The organism is Microbispora sp. NPDC049125 (assembly GCF_040802045.1).
Classification (GTDB): domain Bacteria; phylum Actinomycetota; class Actinomycetes; order Streptosporangiales; family Streptosporangiaceae; genus Microbispora.
This window is the reverse complement of sequence record NZ_JBEZDW010000030.1, coordinates 1-24,100: the sequence shown is the minus strand read 5'-3', so window position 1 is coordinate 24,100 and position 24,100 is coordinate 1. Positions and strand designations below refer to the sequence as shown.

General features: G+C 70.5%; 18 protein-coding genes and 1 pseudogene. 15 read left to right on the top strand and 4 right to left on the bottom strand.

The window, feature by feature from the left end:
* Positions 1-66: 66 nt before the first annotated feature.
* Positions 67-537: a MarR family winged helix-turn-helix transcriptional regulator gene (locus tag AB0B72_RS28830; RefSeq protein ID WP_367742222.1), complete on the bottom strand. Its 471-nt coding sequence runs from the start codon at positions 535-537 to the stop codon at positions 67-69.
* Positions 538-647: 110 nt separating this feature from the next.
* Between AB0B72_RS28830 and gap (AB0B72_RS28825) the strand changes: the two genes are divergently transcribed.
* From gap (AB0B72_RS28825) to ispG, 13 genes are all read left to right on the top strand, one after another.
* Positions 648-1,652 carry a type I glyceraldehyde-3-phosphate dehydrogenase gene (gap, locus tag AB0B72_RS28825; RefSeq protein ID WP_367742221.1) on the top strand — a complete coding sequence of 335 codons (1,005 nt, stop codon included), beginning with the start codon at positions 648-650 and terminating at the stop codon, positions 1,650-1,652.
* Between the two features lie 699 nt (positions 1,653-2,351).
* Entirely contained in the window at positions 2,352-3,548 is a 1,197-nt protein-coding gene (gene penM / locus AB0B72_RS28820; RefSeq protein ID WP_367742220.1) for a pentalenolactone synthase, read from the top strand.
* A gap of 140 nt (positions 3,549-3,688) precedes the next feature.
* The gene (gene ptlH / locus AB0B72_RS28815) at positions 3,689-4,540 is read left to right on the top strand and encodes a 1-deoxypentalenic acid 11-beta-hydroxylase (RefSeq protein WP_367742219.1); all 852 of its coding nucleotides are present in this window, start codon (positions 3,689-3,691) and stop codon (positions 4,538-4,540) included.
* A 57-nt stretch (positions 4,541-4,597) separates the two neighbouring features.
* Positions 4,598-6,052 (top strand): MFS transporter, encoded by a 1,455-nt coding sequence (locus tag AB0B72_RS28810; protein WP_367742218.1) that lies wholly within the window; start codon positions 4,598-4,600, stop codon positions 6,050-6,052.
* 127 nt (positions 6,053-6,179) lie between these two features.
* A complete protein-coding gene (gene ptlF / locus AB0B72_RS28805; protein ID WP_367742217.1) occupies positions 6,180-6,980 on the top strand; it encodes a 1-deoxy-11-beta-hydroxypentalenate dehydrogenase in 801 nt (266 codons plus the stop codon).
* The gene (gene ptlE / locus AB0B72_RS28800) at positions 6,938-8,752 is read left to right on the top strand and encodes a neopentalenolactone/pentalenolactone D synthase (protein WP_367742216.1); all 1,815 of its coding nucleotides are present in this window, start codon (positions 6,938-6,940) and stop codon (positions 8,750-8,752) included. The genes ptlF and ptlE overlap by 43 nt, the downstream gene beginning before the upstream one ends.
* Before the next feature lie 35 nt (positions 8,753-8,787).
* Positions 8,788-9,687, top strand: coding sequence for a neopentalenolactone/pentalenolactone F synthase (gene ptlD, locus AB0B72_RS28795; protein WP_367742215.1), 900 nt, complete (start codon positions 8,788-8,790; stop codon positions 9,685-9,687).
* Positions 9,684-10,697 (top strand): polyprenyl synthetase family protein, encoded by a 1,014-nt coding sequence (locus AB0B72_RS28790; protein ID WP_367742214.1) that lies wholly within the window; start codon positions 9,684-9,686, stop codon positions 10,695-10,697. Before ptlD ends, AB0B72_RS28790 begins: the two co-directional genes overlap by 4 nt.
* 136 nt (positions 10,698-10,833) lie before the next feature.
* On the top strand, positions 10,834-11,847 hold the full coding sequence (ptlA, locus tag AB0B72_RS28785) for a pentalenene synthase (protein WP_367742213.1): 1,014 nt from the start codon (positions 10,834-10,836) through the stop codon (positions 11,845-11,847).
* 124 nt (positions 11,848-11,971) lie between these two features.
* Positions 11,972-13,366 (top strand): pentalenene oxygenase, encoded by a 1,395-nt coding sequence (ptlI, locus tag AB0B72_RS28780; RefSeq protein WP_367742212.1) that lies wholly within the window; start codon positions 11,972-11,974, stop codon positions 13,364-13,366.
* On the top strand, positions 13,363-14,361 hold the full coding sequence (gene ispH / locus AB0B72_RS28775) for a 4-hydroxy-3-methylbut-2-enyl diphosphate reductase (RefSeq protein ID WP_367742211.1): 999 nt from the start codon (positions 13,363-13,365) through the stop codon (positions 14,359-14,361). Before ptlI ends, ispH begins: the two co-directional genes overlap by 4 nt.
* Positions 14,362-14,390: 29 nt before the next feature.
* Positions 14,391-16,178: a 1-deoxy-D-xylulose-5-phosphate synthase gene (locus tag AB0B72_RS28770; protein WP_367742209.1), complete on the top strand. Its 1,788-nt coding sequence runs from the start codon at positions 14,391-14,393 to the stop codon at positions 16,176-16,178.
* 96 nt (positions 16,179-16,274) lie between these two features.
* The gene (ispG, locus tag AB0B72_RS28765) at positions 16,275-17,444 is read left to right on the top strand and encodes a flavodoxin-dependent (E)-4-hydroxy-3-methylbut-2-enyl-diphosphate synthase (protein ID WP_367742208.1); all 1,170 of its coding nucleotides are present in this window, start codon (positions 16,275-16,277) and stop codon (positions 17,442-17,444) included.
* Positions 17,445-17,517: 73 nt separating this feature from the next.
* Here the strand turns inward: ispG and gap (AB0B72_RS28760) are convergent, their stop codons facing one another.
* Positions 17,518-18,528, bottom strand: a complete 1,011-nt coding sequence (gene gap / locus AB0B72_RS28760) for a type I glyceraldehyde-3-phosphate dehydrogenase (RefSeq protein WP_367742207.1) — start codon at positions 18,526-18,528, stop codon at positions 17,518-17,520.
* Positions 18,529-18,790: 262 nt separating this feature from the next.
* On the opposite strand from gap (AB0B72_RS28760), the gene AB0B72_RS28755 reads away from it, so the two are divergent.
* The gene (locus AB0B72_RS28755; protein WP_367742206.1) at positions 18,791-22,330 is read left to right on the top strand and encodes a serine/threonine-protein kinase; all 3,540 of its coding nucleotides are present in this window, start codon (positions 18,791-18,793) and stop codon (positions 22,328-22,330) included.
* Between the two features lie 187 nt (positions 22,331-22,517).
* On the top strand, positions 22,518-23,264 hold the full coding sequence (locus AB0B72_RS28750; protein WP_367742205.1) for a phosphotransferase family protein: 747 nt from the start codon (positions 22,518-22,520) through the stop codon (positions 23,262-23,264).
* Between the two features lie 35 nt (positions 23,265-23,299).
* On the opposite strand, the pseudogene AB0B72_RS28745 reads toward AB0B72_RS28750, so the two are convergent.
* Both AB0B72_RS28745 and AB0B72_RS28740 read right to left on the bottom strand, forming a co-directional pair.
* Positions 23,300-23,632, bottom strand: a pseudogene (locus AB0B72_RS28745) (transposase); the annotation flags it as partial.
* Between the two features lie 231 nt (positions 23,633-23,863).
* Positions 23,864-24,100, bottom strand: a 237-nt coding sequence (locus tag AB0B72_RS28740; protein WP_367742204.1) for an HNH endonuclease, incomplete at its 5' end; no start/stop codon positions are given.

The following is a 24,100-nucleotide window of genomic DNA, read 5'->3' as shown; positions in this document are numbered from 1 at the left end:
GACTCCCCTTGGCTCGTGGGCGCGCGATCACTCCTCTCACCGTCGATTATCTTTACCGCACATTTGTCACCGGTCAAGATATCCAGTCATATCGGACGGGGCTTCGCTGCCCGCCAGCTCCGCGAGCCGGCTCAGGGCGGGCAGCGCGGCGGCGAGCGCCCGTCTCTGATCGGGGGCGAGCCGGGCGACGAGCGGGGAGATGCGGCGCGTCCGGTCGTCGCGGCGGGCGCGCATGATCCGGCGCCCGGCCTCGGTGATATGGACCAGGACCGCTCGTCCGTCGGTCGGGTCGGGCCGGCGCTCCAGCAGCCCGTCGCGCTCCAGCCGGGTGACCAGCTGGGTGATGCCGGGCTGACTGATCTGCTCGTTCCTGGCCAGCTCGGTCAGCCGCATCGGGCCGTCGCCGTACGCGAGGGTGTGCAGCACCGACAGCGTGGTGAAAGACAGCTTCTCCACCGCGGGCAGCCGGATGTAGAAGCGGTTGAAGTTCTCGATCGCCGCGGTGAACGCGCCCACGTCGAGGTCGTCCGTGTCCATGCCGCACTATATAGCAGAATTATGTAAGCTGCTTATGCTAATGCGCGGGCTCGCCGTGATCGGTTGCGTGCGGAGAGCACGTGCTTCACGTCGGAGCAACGAGAGGAACCATGACAGTTCGCGTCGGCATCAACGGCTTCGGGCGGATCGGCCGCAACTTCTTCCGCGCAGCGATCGCTCAAGGCGCTGACCTGGAGATAGTCGCGGTCAACGACCTCGGCGACGTGAGGACCATGGCCCACCTGCTGGCCTACGACTCCATCCTGGGGCGCTTCCCCGGCGAGGTCGCCTCCGAGCCCGGGACGATCCGGGCGGGGAAGGCGTCATTCGCCGTCCTGGCCGAGCGGGACCCCGCCAAGCTTCCCTGGGGGGACCTGGGGGTGGACGTCGTCATCGAGTCCACCGGCATCTTCACCAAGGCCGACAAGGCCCGCGCCCATGTGGACGGCGGCGCCAAGAAGGTCATCATCGCCGCGCCGGCCAGCGGCGAGGACGTGACGGTCGTGCTGGGCGTGAACCAGGACGCGTACGACCCGGAACGTCACACGATCATTTCCAACGCGTCATGCACCACCAACTGCCTCGGCATCCTGGCGAAGGTGCTGCACGAGGCCGTGGGCATCGAGTACGGCATGATGACGACCGTCCACGCCTACACCCAGGACCAGAACCTGCAGGACGGTCCGCACAGCGACCTGCGCCGCGCCCGCGCCGCCGCGCTCAACATCACGCCCACCTCCAGCGGGGCCGCGAAGGCCATCGGCCTGGTCCTGCCCGAACTCCAGGGCCGCCTCGACGCCTTCGCGATGCGGGTGCCCGTCCCGACCGGCTCGGTCACCGATCTCACCGTCACGACCACCCGCCCCACGTCGGTGCAGGAGATCAAGGACGCGTACGCGCACGCCGCGGCCGGCACGTACAAGGGGCTGCTGTCCTACATGGACGAGCCCATCGTCAGCACCGACATCGTCGGCGACCCCGCCTCGTGCGTCTTCGACGCCGATCTCACCCGCGTCGTCGGCCCGCAGGTGAAGGTGGTCGGCTGGTACGACAACGAATGGGGATACTCCAACCGCCTCGTCGACCTCGCGCTGATGGTCGGCGAGAGGCTCTAGTGCTCCCCCGCCGGGTCGCGGACGGGAGGCATCCGTTCCGCGACCCGGCGGACACCGGATCGCCCCTGGGCGGACCGGAGAGGCCGCGCGGGCCGCTCCCGGGTTCTCGCGCTCTGAATGATCCGCCGCACGCGGTTCTCATTTCGCCGCCAGGCGCCATCATTCTCCGGAAACGTGCCGGTGATCCGCCGGACATGTGCTCGCGACGTGGGCGGAAAACGCTCACAGAGACGGTTCCGCGCGGTCATCCTGCGCATCCCGATAAGGACCCGTTCAATTACTCGGGTTAAGGGTGGTCCGGATCCTGACATCGGCAGTCAGGACTTGTCATCGTAACGCCGAGCGTGATACCCATATCTCTTGCCGCACAAGAGACTCAATCAGGCCGATATCTGGAGCATGCCTGGTCCACCTCTTCCGAATAACATGATCGAGAATCATATGGCCTGGTCAGAGCCACGGCAGAGTGGATGCCGGCGGGACCGGCGGCCCGCGGATGCGGATTCCACCCTTGAGAACGTCGGCACCTGGGACAGCCCGCGGGCAATAAAGGTCTTGAACGGATATCCAGCGAGCCGCTTTTCGTGTTCCACCCGGCGACCATTGGTTCGTTGACAGTTGACCTGCATTGACTCGACCGGTAAAATCCTTGACTCGGACTTATTGACACAAAAAGTCCGGCCATGTGAACATGACACCATGAAGGAACTTCCGCGGTTACCGTTCGATAACCCGGCCATACTCGGCGTCGCGCCCCAGATGCGCGAATTGCAGCGGGAGGGGCCGATCGTCAGGGTGGGGACGCCGGGTGAAGACGCCTGGCTGGTCACCCGCTACGACGAGGTGAAGACACTCCTCGCCGACCGCCGGCTCGGTCTCAGCAATCCCAGACCGGGGCATTCGGCCAAGAACACAGCCAGGGCCATCATGACCGCGCTGATGTTCGGGGACGACTACGACACCGAGGCCACCAAGCACGCGCAGATGCGCGCGCTGCTCGTGCCCCGGTTCTCCACGCGCCGGATGCGCCTGATGAAGACCCGGATCGAACGCCACGTGGACGAGTTGCTCGACCAGTTGGCCGCCAGCACTCCGCCGGCCGACCTGCACCGGGCGCTGTCGTTTCCGTTGCCGACCATGGTGGTCTGCGATCTGCTCGGCGTGCCGCTGGAGGACCGGGAGCGGTTCGGGCAGTGGGCCAGAGGCACGTTCGACCAGAGCGACGACCAGCACTCGGCGAACACCTTCCAGCTGGTCGTCGACTACATAACGGAACTGGTGGCGCGCAAGCGAACCGAGCCGGGCGACGACATCCTGTCCGAGCTCATCGCCGAGAAGGACGGCGCGCTGTCCGACGCGTACATCGCCCAGCTGGGGTGCGCCGTGCTGTTGTTCGGCTACGAGACCACCATCGTGCGCCTCGACCTGGGCACCCTGCTGCTGCTGCGCAATCCGGCCCAGCGTGCCCTGCTCGCCGACAAGCCCGAGCTCGCGCCGGCCGCGGTCGAGGAGATCCTGCGCCTGGCCGTCGGGGGCAAGGGATCCAACGCGCTGATACCCCGCTACGCGCACAGCGACATCACCGTCGGCGAGACGGTGATCCGGACCGGTGACGCGGTGATGCTGGCCATCGGCGCGGCCAACGTCGACGGCCGGGCGTTCCCCGACAGCGACGTGCTCGACCTGACCCGGGACAGGCCCAAGTCGCACCTGGCGTTCGGGCACGGCATCCGGCACTGCATCGGCCGCACGCTGGCCCGGATCGAGCTGACCGCGGCGTTCGAGCGGCTGTTCCGCAGACTGCCCGACCTGCGGCTCGCGGTGCCCGAGGAGTCGCTGCGCTGGCAGGAGCACCGGATCACCGGCGGGTTCGACGAAATCCCCGTCACCTGGTGAGTGGGATCACCCGAGCGGAAGACACAGCCGTCCACCGTTCATGGTCATGGGTGGCACCTGCCGCACGATCGAAGCCGCCGGCCCGCCCAGAGGTATGACGCTCCCTCCCCCACGCACAGACGTCACGAGGACAAGGAACCATGACGGAAACTTTCAGCGAGTACGTCGACTGCGCACCTCTTCTCGACGACCGTGAGGCCCTCGACCGGTTCTACGACGAGCACGGCTACCTCTATCTGCGCGGCGCTCTTGACCGTGAACTCGTGCGGACCGCCGCCGAGCAGATGCTGGAGGGCCTGATCGCACTCGGCCACGCCGCCCCCGGCACCACGCTCGACACCCTCGCCATCGAGTCCTTCGAGGCGGTCGACGAGGTGGCGATGCACGACTACGTCAGGTACGACGACCTGTGGAACCACCCCTCGACCCTCAAGGTCTGGGAGAAGGTCTTCGGCGAGCCCGTCTTCGTCTTCAAGTCGACGACGATCCGCTACTACCCCTCCGCCGCGGGCTCCGCTGAGCCGAGCTTCCTGACGCCGCTGCACCAGGACGGCTTCTACATCGGCCCGAACAAGGACTTCCGCACCGCCTGGATACCGCTGCTCGCGACGACCCGCGAGATAGGTGGGGTCGCCGTCGCCGACGGCAGCCACAAGAAGGGCCCGCGCGAGCACGTCGTCACCGAGAACTTCCGCCGCTTCGGCCACCCCGTGCGCGGCATCCCGGCGGAGGAGTTCGGCGCGGACGAGCGGCTGCTGTTCTCGCCCATGGAACCGGGCGACGTGATCATCTTCCACGCCTTCACGTGTCACAAGTCCATCCCGAACGTCTCGGTGGACCCGCCCGGCATGCGGATGTCGATGGACACCCGCATCCAGCCCGCCTCGTCGCACCGCGGGTTCAACGCCCTGACCCCCTGGCCGGAGTCCGCGAAGGATCCCTCCAAGGGAGTACTGTCGAAGATCACCGGCACCCCCGCCACCGTAGAGTGACGTTGTAATCCGCACATGCCTCAACCGTCCCCCCACGAACGCCTGGGTAGGCAGCGCATGACGACACGCGAGGGCCTTTCCCCTCTGCAGGGGCCCAACGCGACACCGGAGCCCCCGGCCGGCACGAAACCGGCCGCCGCGGGGCTCAGTGGCATCGCCCTCGTGGTGGTGCTCACCGGATACGCCCTGTCCATCGTGGACGCCTCCATCGTGAACGTGGCGCTGACCTCGATCAGCGAGGACCTCCACGGCGGCCCCGCCGCGCTGGAGCTGGTGGTGTCCGGCTACGGCCTCACCTACGCGCTCGGCCTGGTGCTGGGCGGACGGCTGGGCGACGCCTTCGGCAGACGGCGCCTGTACGCCTACGGGCTCGCGGCGTTCACCGTCACCTCGGCGCTGTGCGGACTCGCCCCGACCATCGAGTTCCTCGTCGCGGCCCGGCTGCTGCAGGGCGCCGCCGCCGCCATGCTCGTACCGCAGGTGCTGGCGACGATCCAGGCGGCCACCGAGGGCCAGGCGCGCGCCCGTGCCATCGGCATGTACGGCGCGACCGCGGCCCTCGGCATGGTCACCGGGCAGATCCTGGGCGGGCTGCTGGTCTCGCTGGACGTGGCCGGGATCGGCTGGCGGTCGGTCTTCGCGATCAATGTGCCGATCGGAGTGGCCGCGCTGCTGGCCATCCGGCGCGTCCCCGCGACCAGGGCCGGCGCGAAGCCGGGCTTCGACCCGGTGGGCACCGCGCTGTTCGGTGTCACCATGGTCTGCGTCCTGACCGTGGTCGTGGCGGGCCCCGACCTGGGCTGGCCGCTGTGGCTGTGGTCGCTGCTCGCGGTCGCCGCGGTGGGGGCGCTGGCGCTGGTGCGGGCCGAACGCCGGCTGGAGGCGCGGGGCGGCCCACCGTTGCTGTCCCCGACCGTGCTGTCCCATCCGGGGATGCGCAGAGGGCTGGCGGCGATGGTGCCGTTCTCGGCCGGCTTCGGCGGCTTCCTGTTCGTCTACGCGCTGGTCGCGCAGGGTCACTTCGGCTTCGACGGGCTCGCCTCCGGCGGGACGCTGACGCCGTTCGCCGGGGCGTTCTTCGTTGTGGCGCTGTTCACCCCGAGGATCGCGGCGGCCCTGGGCGGCCGGATCGTCACCCTGGGCGCCGTCGTCCTGGGCACGGGCCTGCTGCTGCTGGCGCTGACGATCTGGCTCGGCTGGCCGCGTCCCTCCTTGGTGCTCGTGCTCGTCGGCATCGGCTTCACCGGCGTCGGCTCGGCGCTGATCGGCCCGACGCTGTTCCGGACGATCCTCGCCGACGTGCCCCCCGCGCAGGCCGGCATGGGCAGCGGTGTGCTGGTGACCAGCCAGCAGATGGCGACCGCGCTTGGCGCGACCGTCGGCGGAACCCTCTACGTCTCCCTGGCCGGTTGGCTGTCGACGATGCCGGCGGCCGTGCTCGTGCTCGCCCTGCTGATGTGTTTCACGGGGACCGTTCTCGTGATCAGCCTGAAGCTCCCCGACCCCAGCTGACACCCGCGTCCCTCGAACGGCGCGATCTGATCCAGACCTTCTCGTTGGCAACGGCGCGCCGTCCTTCGGCGTACCCGCACGCGGAAGCGGAGGCAGCCAAGTGCAGTTTCGGACAAGGACAGCCGTGGTGACCGGCGCGGCCAGCGGCATCGGCCTCGCCCTCAGCGCCCGCTTCGCGCGGGCCGGCGCCGTCGTGGTCATGGCGGACGTCGAAGGCGACGCGCTGCACCGCCGGGCCGCCGAACTCACCGCGCAGGGCGCTCGGGTCACGGCGGTGACCGCCGACCTGACCGACCCGGACGCCGTCGAACGGCTCGCGGACACGGCGTTCGGCCTGCTCGGCGACATCGACGTGGTGTGCAACAACGCCGGGGTCCTCGGCCCCGTGGGACAGCCCCTGTGGGAGGTGCCACTGGAGCGGATGCGGCAGGTCTTCGAGGTGAACCACTGGGCGCATGTCCTGGTGGCCCGCGCCTTCGTCCCCCGGCTGCTGGAGCGCGGCCGGCCCTCCCATCTGATCCACACCGCGTCGATGTCCGCCTTCGTCGTCGGCGCCGGCAGCGCCGCCTACGCCGCCTCCAAGCACGCCGACCTCGCGGTCGCCCGCAGTCTGCGCGCCGATCTGCGGGGCACCGCGGTCCGGGTGTCGGTGCTGTGTCCCGGCCGGGTCGACACCCCCATGGTCCAAGGCCTGACGGCCCCGCGCGGCGCGGGCGGCGACACCACGGTGAGCGCCGAGGACGTCGCCGGGCTCGTGTGGGAGGCCCTCGGCTCCGACCGCTTCTATCTCTTCAGCAACTCCGACGCCCCGCTGCGGCTGCGCGATCAGTTCGACGAGGTATGGCGTCATGTCTCCCTTCCGTCCCCTTCTCCCGAGGAGGAGCTGTGGCCTGCGCAGAAAGCGACGACCGTAGCGATGAAGCACTGACCATCGACCTGGAAGCCGTGAGGGAGAAATACCGGCAGGAACGCGACAAGCGCAGCGTCGGCCGCACCTACCAGTTCGCGCACGGTGACTTCAGCCGCTACGCGCGGGACCCCTACACCGAGCGGCGGGAGCGCGAGCCGCTCACCGACGAGGTGGACGTCGCCGTCGTCGGCGCCGGCATCGGCGGCCTGCTGACCGGCGCCCATCTGCGCATGGAGACCGGACTGCAGCGCATCCGGCTGATCGACGAGGCCGGCGACGTCGGCGGCACCTGGTACTGGAACCGCTTCCCCGGCGTCCGGTGCGACGTCGAGAGCTACATCTACATGCCGCTGCTCGAAGAGATCGGCACGATCCCCACCGAGAAGTACTCCACCGGGCCCGAGATCCTCGCCCACCTCCAGCGGATCGCCCGCAGGTACGACCTCTACCGCGACGCCCTCTTCCAGACCACCGTGACCGAGCTGCGCTGGGACGAGGCCGCCGGGAGGTGGCTGGTGAGCACCGACCGCGGGGATCTGATCCGGGCCCGGTACGTGGCCATGTCGATCGGCCTGATGCACCGCCCCAAACTCCCGGGGCTGCCGGGCCTGGAGACGTTCGCCGGGCACTCCTTCCACACCAGCCGCTGGGACTTCGACTACACCGGCGGCGACAGCACCGGCGGCCTGGTCAAGCTGAGAGACAAGACGGTCGGCCTCATCGGCACCGGCTCGACGACCATCCAGCTCGCCCCGCACCTCGCCGAGTGGGCCGAGCGGCTCATCGTCTTCCAGCGCACCCCGGCCGCGGTCGACGTCCGCGGCAACCGGCCCACCCCGCCCGACTGGGCGGACAGCCTCGAACCGGGCTGGCAGCAGCGCCGGATGGAGAACTTCCACGCGCTGACCTCCGGTATCCCGCAGGACGTGGACCTGGTCCAGGACCGCTGGACCCAGACCACGGCCAAGCTGGCCGCCGCGATCCTGCCCACCGGCGACACCGGGGGCGACCCGAAGGAGCGGGCGCTCGCGGCCGAGCGTGCGGACTTCCTCAAGATGGAGGAGCTGCGCGCCCGCATCGACAGCGTCGTCACCGACCCCGCGACCGCCGCCGCCCTCAAGCCCTACTACCGCGTGTACTGCAAGCGGCCCTGCTTCCACGACGGCTACCTCCAGACCTTCAACCGGCCCAACGTGACCCTGGTCGACACCCAGGGGCAGGGCGTGGAGCGGCTCACCCCGGCCGGGGTGGTCGCGAACGGCCGGGAGTACCCGGTCGACTGCCTGATCTTCGCCACCGGCTACGAGCACGAGTTCGCCGTCCCGTACACCGACCGCGCCGGCTACGACATCATCGGCCGCGACGGCGTGAGGCTGTCGGAGAAGTGGGCGGACGGGGCGCACACCCTGCACGGGCTCCAGGTGCACGGCTTCCCCAACTGCTTCATCCTGTCCAAGGTCCAGGCCGGCCGGCACGTCAACATCGCCTACATGCTGGGCGAGCAGACCCGGCACCTCGCGCACATCGTCAAGTGCGTCGAGGAGCGCGGCCACCGGATCGTGGAGGCCTCCGAGGTCGGCGAGAAGGAATGGGTCGAGGAGATCCTCCGGCTCGCCGCCAACGACCTCGACTTCCTCGAGAACTGCACGCCCGGCCTCTACAACAACGAGGGCGACCCGCGCGGAATGCCCGTGCTCAACTCCAGCTACGGCGGCGGCTCGGTGGAGTTCGTGAACATCCTCAGGCGCTGGCGCGAGGCGGGCGGTCTCGCCGGCCTCGACCTGCGCTGACCACCCCGACCCTTCTGTGAAAGGCGGCAACGCCCATGGACGTAACGCCGATCCCCGGCGCCCCTCTCGGCGCCGTCGTGCACGGCGTCCATGTCACCGGCGACATGGACAAGACTCTGTGCGAGGAGATCTGGGCGGCGCTCGACGTGCATCTCGTACTCGTCTTCCGCGGCCACGAGACCCCCTCCTACGAGGAGTTCCTGGCCTTCGGCCGCCGCTTCGGGTACATCCCGAAGACCGGTCTGACCAGCGGCGCCCACCCCGACCACAACGAGATCCTGATCGTCTCCAACCTGGTGGAGAACGGCCGCAAGATCGGCGTCGGCGACGCCGGGTGGATGGGCTGGCACACCGACTACTCCTTCCGCCCCCGCGTCTCCCAGGTCGGCTTCCTGGAGGCCTTGGAAGTGCCGTCCTCCGGCGGCGGGGAGACCCTCTTCACCGACATGTACGCCCTGTACGAGTCGCTGCCACCCGAAGAGCGCCGGCGCCTGCACTCCTACCGGGTCCGCCACGCCCTGCGCACCGGATACGAGGAGACCATCGAGGAGGAGCTCCAGGGCGAGGTGTCCCTCGGCGAGAACACCGAACGGATCCAGCCCGAGGACGGCACCTCCACCGTCCACCCGATGATCGCCCGCAATCCGCGCACCGGCCGCCGGTCGGTCTACATCAGCACCCTGAACACCAAGCGGATCGTGGACCTCGCCCCCGACGAGAGCCGCAAGCTGCTCGACGAACTGCTGTCGCACGCGGGCAAGCCCCAGCACACCTACGCCCACACCTGGCAGCCCGGCGACATCGTCATGTGGGACCAGCTCGGCACCGTCCACGCCAAGCAGCCCTTCGACCCGGCCGAACGGCGCATCATGCGCCAGGTCGTCAGCATCTTCGACGACCCGTCCGACCCCTGGCGTGCGGAGGCCGCCTTATGAGCACCGCTCCCGCCTGCCTCAGCCACAGCCGGGTCGCGATCACCCCGGCGCTGCGCGCCGCCGTCGACAGGCTCGACCACCGCTCACGTCACCAGGCGGCCTACCACTTCGGCTGGATCACCGCCGGCGGCGCGCCCACCAGCGCCGACGCCGGCAAGGCCGTACGGCCGGCGCTCGCGCTGCTGTCGGCCGAGGCGGTCGGCGCACCGCCGGAGGTCGCGCTGCCCGGCGCCGTCGCCGTGGAGCTCGTGCACAACTTCTCCCTGGTGCACGACGATCTGATGGACGGCGACGAGGAGCGCCGCCACCGGTGCACGGTGTGGAAGCTGTGGGGTGCCTCCAGCGCCATCCTGACCGGCGACGCGATGCTGGCGCTCGCCCAGGAGGTGCTGCTGGACACCGGGCTGCCGACGGCGGCGCCCGCCGCCCGGCTGCTGGCGCGCACCACCCGGCATCTGATCCGCGGCCAGGTCCAGGACCTGTCCTTCGAAGAGCGCTCACACGTCACGGTCGAGGAGTGCGTCGACATGGCCGCCGGCAAGACCGGCGCGCTGCTGTCGGCGAGCGCCGCGATCGGCGCCGTCCTCGCCGGGGCGCCGGAGGCGACGGTGGACGCGCTGGCGCTCTACGGCGACCAGGTCGGCATCGCCTTCCAGCTCGTCGACGACGTTCTCGGCATCTGGGGCGACCCGGCCGTCACCGGCAAGCCGGTCCACTCCGATCTGCGCTCCCGCAAGAAGTCCCTGCCGGTGAGCCACGCGCTGAACCAGGACGGCCCGCTCAGCGGCGAGCTGGCCGCCTGGTTCACCACCCCTGGCGAACCCGACGAGGAGGAGCTGCGGCGCGTGGCCGGCCTGATCGAGGGCGCCGGCGGCCGGGACTGGGCGCTGGCAGAGGCCGCCCGGCGGATGGGGCTGGCCATGGACGCGCTGCGCGATGTGGAGCTGGACGCCGGCGCGCGGGACGAGCTCCTCGCGCTCGGGCGGTTCGTCGTCGACCGGGAGGTCTGAGCCCGAGCCGGTCCCCGTACTCGTATGCCCGTTTCTGACCCCTGACTTCTGACCTCTGACTCTCCGATCAGCGCAGCACCCCGCCAGGGCACCACCATGCCGCCGCCCTCCGCAACCCACTCCCAAGGACTCCCTCATGCCTCAGGACGTCGACTTCCACATACCCCTGCCGGGCCGGCAGAGCCCGGATCACGCGCGCGCCGAGGCCGAGCAGCTCGCCTGGCCGCGGTCGCTCGGGCTGATCAAGTCCGAGGCGGCGGCGACGCGCCATCTGCGCGGCGGCTACGCCGACCTCGCCTCCCGCTTCTACCCGCACGCCACCGGCGCCGACCTGGACCTGGGCGTCGACCTGATGTCATGGTTCTTCCTGTTCGACGACCTCTTCGACGGGCCGCGCGGCGAGAACCCGGAGGAGACCAAACAGCTCACCGACGCGGTCGCGGCGGCCCTGGACGGCCCCCTCCCGGACGGCGCGCCTCCCATCGCCCACGGCTTCGCCGACATCTGGCGGCGCACCAGCGAGTGCATGACACCCGCGTGGTGCGCGCGCAGCGCCCGGCACTGGCGCAGCTACCTCGGCGGCTACGTCGACGAGGCGGAGAGCCGCTTCTGGGACACGCCGTACAACTCCGCGGCCCAGTACCTGGCTGTGCGCCGGCAGACCATCGGGGTACAGCCGACCATCGACCTCGCCGAGCGCGCGGGCCGCTTCGAGGTGCCGCAACGGGTCTTCGACAGCGCCGTGCTCTCCGCGATGCTCCAGATCGCCGCCGACGTCAATCTGCTGCTCAACGACATCGCCTCGCTGGAGAAGGAAGAGGCCCGCGGCGAGCAGAACAACATGGTCATGATCCTGCGCCGGGAGCACGGCTGGTCCAAGGCCCGCAGCGTCGCCCACATCCAGAGCGAGGTGCGCGCCTGCCTGGAGCAGTACCTCCTGCTGGAGTCCTGCCTGCCGCGGGTCGGCGACATCTACCGGCTCGACGAGGCCGAGCGCGAGGCCCTGGAGCGCTACCGCAACGACGCCGTGCGCACCGTGATCCGCGGTTCCTACGACTGGCACCGCTCCTCGGGCCGCTATGACGCCGAGTTCGCCCTGGCCGCCGGTGCCCAGGGTTACCTGGAGGAGCTCGGCAGCACCACCCACTAGCGGCCCCCGCGCCGGCGACACGAACCAGCGACACGCACCCGCGCCCGGCCGTCGCGGCGGCGCAGCTGTCAACAGACCGGAACAGCTGTCAACAGATCAGTAGAGACGGGAAGTTGAGAATCGAATGACCGAGCAGACCACCTTCTCGGCGGGAGCGGCGCCCGGGGCGCTCCCCGTCGTGGGTCACGCCCTTCAGATGATGCGTCACCCCGTGAACTTCATGACCTCGCTGTCGGCCCACGGCGACCTGGTCGAGATCAAGATCGGCCCCACCACGGCCTACGTCCCGACCCACCCCGAACTGCTGCGGCACGTCCTGACCAACGACCGCGTCTTCGACAAGGGCGGCGTCTTCTACGACCGCGCCCGTGACATCGCCGGCAACGGCCTGGTCACCTGCCCGTTCGCCGACCACCGCCGCCAGCGCCGGCTGATGCAGTCGGCGTTCACCCGCGGCCAGCTCAAGCGGTACGCCGAGGCCATGCACGCCGAGATCGAGGACACGGCGTCGCGCTGGCGGGACGGCATGGTCGTCGACGCCTTCCAGGAGATGTACGGCATGGCCCTGCGCACGGTCGGCCGCACCCTGTACTCCACACCCGTCAGCCCCGAGCTGGCGGCGAAGGTGGAGTCCTCCTTCGACGTCGTGCTCAACGGCCTGTTCCGGCAGATGTTCCTGCCGGCCTCGATCCGCCGGCTGCCCCTGCCGTCCCAGCGCCGATACAGAAGCCACCTGGACTTCCTGCACGAGACCACCCAGCGGTTCATCGACGACTACCGCAGCTCCGACATCGTGCGCGACGACCTGCTCGCCGCCCTGATCGCCTCGCGCGACGACGACGGCGGCCGGCTGGGCGACAAGGAGATCCACGACCAGGTCATCACCGTCATGGCGGCCGGCACCGAGACCGTCGCCGGCACCCTCACCTGGGTCTTCTACCTCCTCTCCCAGCATCCGGAGATCGAGGCCGCGCTCTACGACGAGATCGACACCGTCCTCGGCGGCCGCGCCCCGCGGTGGGACGACCTGCCGAGCCTCTCCCTGGCCGACCGGATCATCTCCGAGGCGCTGCGACTGCATCCGCCGGCCTGGCTGTTCACCCGCCTCACCGCCTCACCGACCGAACTCGCGGGCCGCCGGCTGCCCACCGGCTCCACCGTCGTCTTCAGTCCCGCCGCGGTCGCCAACTACGAGGACGCCTTCGACGACCCCAAGAAGTTCGACCCCGACCGCTGGCTCCCGGACCGTATCGCGCCGGCCTCCCGCCACGCCTACGTGCCATTCGGCACCGGCGCCCGCAAGTGCATCGGCGACCTCTACGCACGCACCGAGGCCACCCTGGGGCTCGCCACCATCCTCGGCCGCTGGCGGGTCACCTGCGAGCCCGGCATGGACATCCGCCCTGTCCCGCTGGCCACCATCTACCACCCGCGCCGGCTGCGCCTGAGGCTGAACGCACGCACCCCGCGCCGGATTGCCTCCGCCGTCCAAGCACCGGCCGGGGGTGACGCGGCGTGAGCGAGCGGAACGTCGTCCTGGCCCAGCCGCGCGGCTTCTGCGCGGGCGTACGGCGCGCCATCGGCATCGTCGAGCGGGCGCTGGACCTGCACGGGGCACCGGTGTACGTGCGCAAGGAGATCGTGCACAACCACTACATCGTCTCGGAGCTGCAAAAGCGCGGCGCGATCTTCGTCGACAGCGAGGAGGAGGTCCCGCAGGGCGCGGTCTGTGTCTTCTCCGCGCACGGCGTCTCCCCCGGTGTGCGCTCCGCCGCCGCCGGCCGGCAGCTCGAAGTCATCGACGCCACCTGCCCGCTGGTCTCCAAGGTCCACCAGGAAGCGGTGCGCTTCGCCCGCGACGGCCGCACCATCCTCCTCGTCGGGCACGAGGGCCACGAGGAGATCGAGGGCGTCCTCGGCGAGGCCCCCGACCGGATCGTCGTCATCGAGACCGAGGACGACGTACGGCGCCTCGGCCTGCCCGGCGACACCCCGGTCGCCGTCCTCACCCAGACCACCCTGTCGTTCGACGAGACCGAGCGCGTCGTCGAGGCCCTGCGCGCCCGCTTCACCGACCTGGTCACCCCCGGCGACGACATCTGCTACGCCAGCCAGAACCGGCAGAACGCCGTCAAGGACCTCGCACGCGACAACGACCTGGTCCTGATCGTCGGCTCGCACAACTCCAGCAACTCGCTGCGCATGGTCGAGGTGGCCCGCGACCACGGCGCCGCCGCCCATCTGGTGCCCGACGAACGGCACCTCGATGCGGCCTGGCTGAAGGACGTGTCGTCGGTCGGCATCAGCGCCGGGGCCAGTGCCCCGGAGATCCTCGTCGACGGGCTCGTCGCCCGGCTCGCCGAGCTCGGCTTCGACCAGGTGGAGCTCCAGCGGGGCATCGCCGAGGACGTCGTGTTCTCCATGCCCGGCCGGCTGGCCGACCCGGTCACCGGCCGCGTCCCGCAGACACCGCTGGCCGGCGAGATCTCTCCCGTACCCGGTGGGGTGCGATGAATCCACCGCTGGAGAAAGAGGGGTGCGCCATGCCACGCCTGGAGGAGATCCGGGGGCCGGAGGACCTGCGCGCCCTGTCCCCGAGCGCGGCCCGCGAACTGGCGCCGCAGATCCGGCGGCTGCTGGTGGACACCTGCACCGCCAACGGCGGCCACCTCGGCCCCAACCTCGGGGTCGTCGAACTGTCCATCGCCCTGCACCGCGTCTTCGACTCCCCCCGCGACAAGATCCTGTGGGACACCGGCCACCAGGCCTACGTCCACAAGATCCTCACCGGCCGCACCGAAGCCCTCGCCACGCTCCGCCGCACCGGCGGCATGTCGGGCTACCCGTGCCGCGCCGAGTCCGAGCACGACGTCATCGAGAACTCGCACGCCTCGACCTCCCTGTCCTGGGCCGACGGCCTCGCCCGCGCCAACGCCCTGCTCGGGCGGAACGACCGCGCCGTGGTCGCCGTGCTCGGCGACGGAGCGCTCACCGGGGGCATGGCCTGGGAAGCCCTCAACAACATCGCGGCGGCCCCCGAACGCCCCGTCGTCGTGGTCCTCAACGACAACGGCCGCTCCTACGCCCCCACCGCCGGCGCCGTCGCCGGGCACCTCGCCGACCTGCGCGCGGGCGACGCCCCGCAAGCCCTGTTCGAGAGCCTGGGGCTCGCCTACGTCGGCCCGGTGGACGGCCATGACATCGAGGCCGTGGAGACGGCGCTGCGCGAGGCCGTCGCCCTGCGCAGGCCCGTGGTGGTGCACTGCGTCACCGAGAAGGGCCGCGGCCACCTTCCCGCCGAGCAGGACGACACGGACCGCTTCCACGCCGTGCGCGCCGCCTCCGCCCGGAAAGCGGGGGACGCACCCAGCTGGACGTCCGTGTTCGGCAGGGAGCTGGCCGACCTCGCCTCCGACCGGCCGGACGTGGTCGCCATCACCGCGGCCATGCTCGACCCGACCGGGCTCGGCGAGTTCGCCCGCCGCCACCCCGAGCGCGTGATCGACGTCGGCATCGCCGAACAGCACGCCGTGACCGCCGCCGCGGGGCTGGCCCTCGGCGGGGTGCACCCGGTCGTCGCGCTGTACGCCACCTTCCTCAACCGGGCCTTCGACCAGCTCCTGATGGACGTGGCCCTGCACCTCGCCCCGGTCACGTTCGTCCTGGACCGGGCCGGCGTGACCGGCGACGACGGCCCCTCGCACAACGGCATGTGGGATCTGTCGCTGCTGAACCTGGTTCCCGGCCTGCGGCTGGCCGCTCCACGCGACGCCGCCACCCTGCGCCGCGCCCTGCGGGAGGCCGTGGCCTGCGACGACGGCCCCACCGCCCTGCGCTTCCCCAAGGGCTCCAGCGGAGCCGACATCCCGGCCGTGGACGTCCACGCCGAGCTGGACGTCCTGCACCGCGGCGAGCGTCCCGACATCCTCCTGGTCTCCGTCGGCGCCATGGCCGCCACCTGCCTCGACGTCGCCGAACGGCTGGCGGGGCGGGGCGTCGGCGTCACCGTCGTGGACCCCCGCTGGATCAAGCCGGTGCCGCCCGAGCTGACCGGGCTCGCCCTCGATCACCTGCTGGTCGCCACGGTCGAGGACAGCGGCCGGGTCGGCGGCGCCGGCGCGCGCGTCGCCCAGGCGCTGAACGACGCCAAGCCGGGCCTGCCGGTGCACGTCTTCGGCATCCCGCAGCGCTTCCTCGACCACGGCTCACGGGCCGACGTCCTGGAGGCCAGCGGCCTCACCCCCCGCCATCTCACCCACGCGCTGCTGGAGGCCCTGCCCTCCGGATGGCAGGCCCGGCAGGGAGCCACCGCCTCCCTCGCCGTCGGCTGACACCGGGCATCCCAGCACTTTCACAGCTCTCAACGGCACGCAGCCATCAGCCACAACCCGGTCCGCCCGGACCGGCCGACCATCTTGGGGACTGTCATGCCTGTCGCTCTCGGAGTACCGACGGTGCCGCCGAGGCTGGCCCGACGACGTACCAGCCGCCAGATCCACGTAGGGACCGTACCCGTGGGCGGCGACGCCCCGATCTCGGTCCAGTCCATGACCACGACCCGCACGTCCGACATCGGCGCGACCCTCCAGCAGATCGCCGAGCTCACCGCGTCCGGCTGCCAGATCGTCCGCGTCGCCTGCCCCACCCAGGACGACGCCGACGCCCTGCCGACGATCGCGCGCAAGTCGCAGATCCCGGTGATCGCGGACATCCACTTCCAGCCGAAGTACGTGTTCGCCGCCATCGAGGCCGGCTGCGCGGCCGTGCGCGTCAACCCGGGCAACATCAAGCAGTTCGACGACAAGGTCCGCGAGATCGCGCGGGCCGCCAAGGATCACGGCACTCCGATCCGCATCGGGGTCAACGCGGGCTCGCTCGACCGCCGTCTGCTGAAGAAGCACGGCAAGGCTACCCCGGAGGCGCTGGTCGAGAGCGCGCTGTGGGAGGCGTCGCTGTTCGAGGAGCACGACTTCCGGGACATCAAGATCTCCGTCAAGCACAACGACCCCGTCGTCATGATCGAGGCGTACAGGCAGCTCGCGGCGCAGTGCGACTATCCGCTGCACCTCGGTGTGACGGAGGCGGGCCCCGCCTTCCAGGGGACCGTCAAGTCGGCTGTCGCGTTCGGCGCGCTGCTGTCCCAGGGCATCGGCGACACCATCCGCGTCTCCTTGAGCGCGCCGCCCGCCGAGGAGGTCAAGGTCGGCCTCCAGATCCTGGAGTCCTTGAACCTCAAGCGGCGCGGCCTGGAGATCGTGTCCTGCCCCTCCTGCGGGCGCGCCCAGGTCGACGTCTACAAGCTGGCCGAAGAGGTCACGGCCGGGCTGAAGGGCATGGACATCCCGCTGCGCGTGGCCGTCATGGGGTGCGTGGTGAACGGCCCCGGGGAGGCCAGGGAAGCGGACCTCGGCGTCGCCTCCGGCAACGGCAAGGGGCAGATCTTCGTCAAGGGCGAGGTCGTCAGGACCGTACCCGAGTCGAAGATCGTCGAGACGCTCATCGAGGAGGCGTTCAAACTCGCCGAACTGATGCGGCAGGACGGGGGCGACGACTCTTCCGAGGCCGCCCCCTCCGCCGGGCAGGAGAGCGCCGAGTGAGCACACCGGCCACCGTCGGACAACTCGACAGGGTGGTGATGCGCCTCGCCGGTGACTCCGGCGACGCGGTACGTCACGCGGTCGCGCCGCCGACCAACTGGGTCGTGTCGATGAGGCGGTTGGAGAATCCCCACTCGTTGTCGTACCAGCCGAAGATGTGCACGTGGCGGCCCTCGAGGACCTGCGTGAGGAGGGAGTCGAAGATGCACGACGCCGGGTCCCCGACGATGTCCGCCGAGACGACCGGGTCCGCGGTGTAGCGCAGGATCCGCGCCAGTTCGCCGTCCGCCGCCTTGCGGAACAGCGAGTTGACCTCCTCCACCGTCGTGTCGCGGGCCACCCGGACGGTCAGGTCGGTCAGCGAGCCGACGGGGACGGGAACCCGCACCGAGTACCCGTCGAGCTTGCCGTTCAGGCTCGGGAGCACGAGGCCGATCGCACTGGCGGCATTGGTGGTGGTCGGGATGGTGCTGAGGTTGGCCGCGCGGGCGCGCCGGGGGTCGGGGTGCGGGCCGTCCTGCAGGTTCTGGTCCTGCGTGTATGCGTGGATCGTGGTCATGGTGCCGCACTCGATGCCGAGCGCGTCATCGAGCACCCGGGCCATGGGGGCCAGGCAGTTCGTCGTACACGAGGCGTTGGAGACGATCGTGTGCTTCTCGGGGTCGTACAGGTCGTCGTTGACACCCATGACAAGAGTGAGGTCCGCGTTCTTCGCCGCGGCTGAGACGACCACCTTCGAGGCCCCGGCGTCGATGTGCGCCCGGGCCTTGGCGGCGTCGTTGAACACGCCTGTCGACTCGATGACGACGTCGACTCCGAGGCGGCGCCAGGGCAACTGCGCGGGGTCGCGTTCGCTGAGGACCTCGACCACGGTGTCCCCGACCTTGATGGACGAGCCTTCCACCACGACCTGCTGCGGCAGCGGCCCGTACACGCTGTCGTACTTCAGCAGGTTCGCGAGGGTCTGCGCGCTGGCCAGGTCGTTGACCGCGGCCACGCGGATGTCGGCGCCGGACGTGAGCAGAGCACGGAAATAACTACGGCCAATGCGGCCGAAGCCATTGATTCCCACAGTGATTGTCATGATTCCCGTCCTGATTGTTGGGAGCCTCACAGCACTGGCTGCGCGGGGTGTCGTGCTTCGTAAGCGGCGATGTCCTCCTCACGCAAGAGGATATCGTCGGCTACGCCGGAGGAGGCGGCAGGCGCCGGCTCAGTGGGGCGTCGAGTCGGTGCTCGTCGGCCTGCGGCCCTGCGCTTCCGCCACCCTCTGACGCCTTCAGGCAACCTTTCGTCCACGACCGGCATCTAAAGCCGGGAACGCCCGGACGGACAGAGAGGGCCTTATGAGCGCGACACCGCTCCTGCCTGAGGATCCACAGCGCCTCGGCGGCTACTGGCTCGCCGGCCGCGTGGGCCATGGCGGTCAGGGGGTGGTCTACGAGGCCTACGGCGACGACGGCCGCCGGGTGGCGATCAAGGTCCTGCACGGGGACGCCGGTGACGACCCCGAGTTGGCCGACCGGTTCGGCCGGGAGGCCGCGGCCGCACGCAGGGTGGCGCCGTTCTGTACGGCCAGGGTCCTCGACGCCCACCTGGACGCCCCCCGGCCGTACATCGTGAGCGAGTTCGTGGAGGGGCCGAGCCTGCGCGAGGCGGTACGGGAGGGCCGCTCCTTCTCGGAAGACGAGGTGTATCGGCTCGGCGTGGCGGTCGCGGCCGCGCTGACGGCGATCCACGAGGCGGGAGTCGTCCACCGGGACCTCAAGCCCGACAACGTGCTGCTCGGCGCGGACGGCCCGCGTGTCATCGACTTCGGCGTGGCGCGGACCCTGGAGATGTCGCTCACCTCGACGGGGCTGGTCCGGGGGACACCCACCTACATGGCGCCGGAGGTGTTCACCGGGCAGCGCGCGGGGACGGCGGCCGACGTGTTCGCCTGGGGAGGCGTCATGTTGTTCGCCGCGACCGGAACGGATCCGTTCAGCGCGGAGACACTCGGCGGGGTCATGCACCGGGTCCTGTCGGCCGACCCCGACCTCGATGCCGTCCCCACGTCCATGAGGTCGCTCGTCGCCGCCGCCCTGAGCAAGGAGGCCGACGCCCGGCCGTCCGCCCGGGACCTGCTGCTGGCGCTGGTCACCGGCCGCACCGGCGACGCCGGAGCCGGGACGGAGCCGCTTCCCGCGTCCGGCCCGGCGCTGCTCGCCAGGGCGGGGGCCGAGGCGAGCCTGCTCGCCGGCGGTGGCGAGGCCTCACTCGGCGCGCTCGCCGAGGACGCCTACGAAGCACTCACCCCGGCCCAGCGGATGCTCGTACCGGAGATCTTCCTACGCCTGGTCACGGCCGGGCAGGACGGGGAGCTCGTGCCGTGCGGCATGCCCCTGCGGGAACTGCTCGACGGCAGACCGGCGGGCGAGGAGGCGGACCTCCGGCGCGTCCTGGAGGTCTTCGGCTACGTGCTGGCCACGCACGACGGCGTTCTCAGGCTGGCCCGGCCCGGAGTGCTCACCGCCTGGCCCCGCCTCCGGGCATGGGTGGAGGACGACCGCGCCGGGCTCCCGGAATACCGGGTGGTCCAGATGGCGGCGCGCCAGTGGGACGGGGACGGCCGTCGTGACGGCGACGTACTCCACGGCACCCGCCTGGAGGCGGCGATGCGCTGGGCCGCGGCCGAGCGCCGCCATCTGGTGCTGAGCCCGCTGGAGCGCTCCTTCCTCGACGCCTCGGCGGGCACGGCACGCCGCCGGGCCACACGACGCCGCCTGCTCACCGCCGCCCTGGCCGTACTGCTGGTGCTGGCCCTTTCCGGCGGCGGCCTGTCGGTCTACCAGAGCCGCAGGATCGCCGAGCAACGTGACACGGCGGTGGCGCGCGACATGGTGGCGGTCGCGGGCTCGCTCAGGTCGACCGACCCGGTTCAGGCCATGTTGCTCAACGTGGCGGCCTGGCGGGTCGCGCCGCAGCCCGAGACCCGGGCCGGGCTGTCGGACGCGTTCGCCCAGATGGAGATCGCGGCCTTCTCCGACCCCGCGGACTCCGCGGAGACGCTCAGGGCGCTCAGCAGGGACGGGCGGACGCTGGTGAGCATCGGGGACGACGCCATCCGGGTGTGGGACCTGCGCGGACGGAGCCTGACGCGGCGGATTCCGAACCTCGGCATGGCCGAGCTCCGGCTCCGCCGCGCCGTTCTCAGTCCCAGCGGCCGCCTCCTCGCGATCGGCACGGACCTGGACGTCACGGTCTGGGAGCTCGCGACGGGCCGCAGGGTGGCCAGGACCCAGCTCTTCCCCCAGTCCGGCCTGTATGACTTCGAGCTGGATTTCGAGGGCCAGGACCGCTACGTCCTGGTCAGCCAGGGGCAGGGGATGTCGATCTGGGACCTGCGGACGGGACGGAGGACCGGGGCCCAGGCGGGCGACGCCGCCGTGGACCCCACAGGGAAGTTCATGATCACCGGATTCGGCTTCGACGGGCTCCAGCGCTGGAGCCTGCCGGACGGCAAGCTGCGGGCGACCAAGAGGGTCTGCCAATGCCCACCGCGGGTGGCGCTGAGCCCGGACGGCCAGACCGTCTTCGCGGGATACTCCGGATACCTCCACCGTCTCGACTCCGCCCTCCGCCCCCCGAAAAAGGTGATCATCGGGGATGGCGACCGCTGGAACGGAGGAGCGCTCGTGCCGAGCCTCGACGGGCGACTCCTGGCCAGCGTCAATGAAGCCGGCCTCCAACTGTGGAGGACGGACGACTGGACCCTGCTCACCACCCGCGCCATCTCATCGGTCACGCCCGCGGCCGCGTTCGACCCCGACGGGCGCACGCTCCGGTACCTGAGCGAGGACACCGTCGTGGCGCTTGACGTGAGTGCCCTCACCGCGCCGCCCTCGCCGATCGGGCCGAGGGGAATGCAGGCGGCCTTCAGCCCGGACGGCCGGTGGCTCGCCACGCACGAACGTGGGACGGACCTGATCCAACTCCGGGAGCCGCACACCGGACGCCCCGTGGGGGCGCAGCTCGATCTGAGGCAGGCCGGTGACGACCACGTCTCCGGGATGGTCCTCAGCGGCGACGGCCGGTTCCTCGCCGCGTACACCAGTCCCGGCAGCGCGACCGTCTCGGTCTGGGACACCTCCTCGCGGCGGCGGGTCGCCCGCTTCGCCGTCCCCGGCTCACGGGTGACCGCGCTCGACTTCAGCGCGGACGGCACCCGCCTCGCGGTGAAGGTCGCGGACGACCGGAAACAGGCCACCCGCCTGGAGGTATGGGACCCCCGGTCGGGGCGTCGGCAGTGGGCGGTGCCGTACGCGTCCCTGTCCGCCATCGGCTTCACGCCTGACGGAGCGAGGATCGTGGCCGTCGGCAGCGGCTACCGAGTGCACGACGCGGTCACCGGCAGACCCCTGGGCAAGGCGTACGAGCTGACCATGCCGGCCGGCGACCGGATCGCGTTCGAGAGGGACGGGGTCACCATGGTGATCGCGGATAAGGCCGCCCGGCTCACGCGCTGGGACATCGCGGAAGGGCGGCGGGTGGGACAGACTCTGCGCGGCCCGGCCGAGACGGTGGAGAGGCTGGCCGTTTCCCCCGTGGCGGACCTCGCCGCAGTGGCCGGGGAGGATCATCTCATCCATCTCTTCGATCTCCGAAGCGAACGCCGGCTGGGCGCGCCGCTCGCCGTGCACCATGAGCGCGTCGCCGACGCCGTGTTCACGGCCGACGGGACCGCCCTGCTGTCCATCGACGACGCCGGGATGCTGCGGGAGACTCCGGTCGATCCCGGCCGGATCGCCTCCGCCGTGTGCCGGCGGGCGGGCAGGACCCTGTCACCCGCGGAGTGGCAGGCGCGATTCGGCGACGCCCCCTACCGGGACGTCTGCGCCACCTGACCTCCGTGCTCCGAGGACGCTCAGCGGACCGGCGGTCGCTAAGGCCTCCTGACAAAAGTGGTGGACTTGACCTGGTCAGCGGTCGGTGTCGCGCACGAGGCCGCTTGGTAGCGGGACGCGGTCAGCCGCGCAATCGCACGCGATAAACCCGGTGACGTCGACGATCAACCCGGGATACTGGTCGCCCATGGATGAGGTCAAAATGGTCGTCGCCCATTCCGAGCGCGCGACCCTGCGCGTCGGCGACGTGTTCCTGAAGGTGGACGCCGATCAGGCGCGCATCGAGGTCGAGGTCGAGACGATGGCCCTGGCGCCGGTCCCGACCCCGAAGGTCCTGTGGCACAAGCCGCCGGTGCTCGCGATCGCCGCAGTCCCGGGGACGGCGCTCGGCCGTCTCGGTGAGTCGTCGACCGCGTCCCCGGCAGCGTGGGCCGCGGCGGGCGCCGCCATCCGGAGGTTGCACGACGCGCCGTTGCCGCCCAGGCCCGGCCAGGCCGGCCGGGGCTTCGACGAGTTGGCGGCGGATCTCGATGGCGAGTGCGAGTGGCTCGTGACGAACGGCGTCCTGCCCGCCGACCTGGTCACCCGCAACCGCCAGATCGCCGAGGCCGCGCTCCGGCCGTGGACACCGGTCTTCACGCACGGCGACCTGCAGATCGATCACGTGTTCGTCGACGGCGACGGGATCACGGGCATCATCGACTGGTCCGAGGCGGGCCAAGGTGATGCCCTGTACGACCTCGCCACCTTGACGCTCGGACACGAGGAGCATCTCGGTGACGTCGTCGCCGGCTACGGCACCGACGTCGACCTCGCCGTGATCCGCGCGTGGTGGTCGTTGCGAAGCCTGTTGAATGTTCGCTGGCTGGTTGAGCACGGCTTCGACCCGTTCGCGCCGGGCTGTGAGATCGACGTGCTGAGATCCCGGTTGTGAGGCTGCGCGGGCCCGGACTCGGCCCTGTTTTTTGGGCCGCCCTTCAGCGCCCGGATGTGGGAGCTGTCGATCACCGCCTTGGACCGGTCAAGCTTGCCCGTGGCATGCAGCTCGTCCAGCAGCAGTTCGTGCAGCTTCTGCCACACCCCGGCCTGATGCCAGTCCCGTAGCCTTCGCCAGCAGGTCATCCCCGAGCCGAAACCCAGCTCTTGCGGCAGGAACTCCCAGGCAATACCGGTGTAGAGCACGAACATGATGCCCGACAGGACCTTCCGGTTGTCCAGGCGTTTGCGGCCCGGATGATCTGTACGGCGCGGCAAGACCGGCAACAACGGTTCGATCCGCGCCCACAACTCATCCGGGGTGATCCACGGCGGCTGCTCGCCCTTCCTCACACAGGTGATCAACCTGTAGATGATCACCAGTATTCCTAGATCATTTTTGTTGGGACTTCTAAGTGGGCGTGCCTGTAAGTCCTTCAGGGGTCGGCAGCGGTGCCGGTGTCGGGCTCCTTGGGGCCGGCGATGATCCGTGGCGGTGTGGGTGTGCCCGCTGTTGTTCGGGGTTGGGTGGCGTCGTGGGGGGCAAGGTCGCGGGGGTTAGCGGTGGCGTGTGGGTATGTGGTGGTGGCGTTTGGGGTGGTGGAGGAGGGTCCAGGTGCCGTCGGGGTTGCGGTGGGTGGTGTAGCGGTGGGAGTGGTGGAATTTGTCGCGGTTGTGGTGGGTGCAGGCGGGGGCGAGCAGGTCGAGGTCGGTGGTGCCGTGGTCGATCCAGCCGTGGACGTGGTCGACTTCGGTCATGTCGGCGGGGATGGGGCAGCCTTGGCAGTAGCAGGT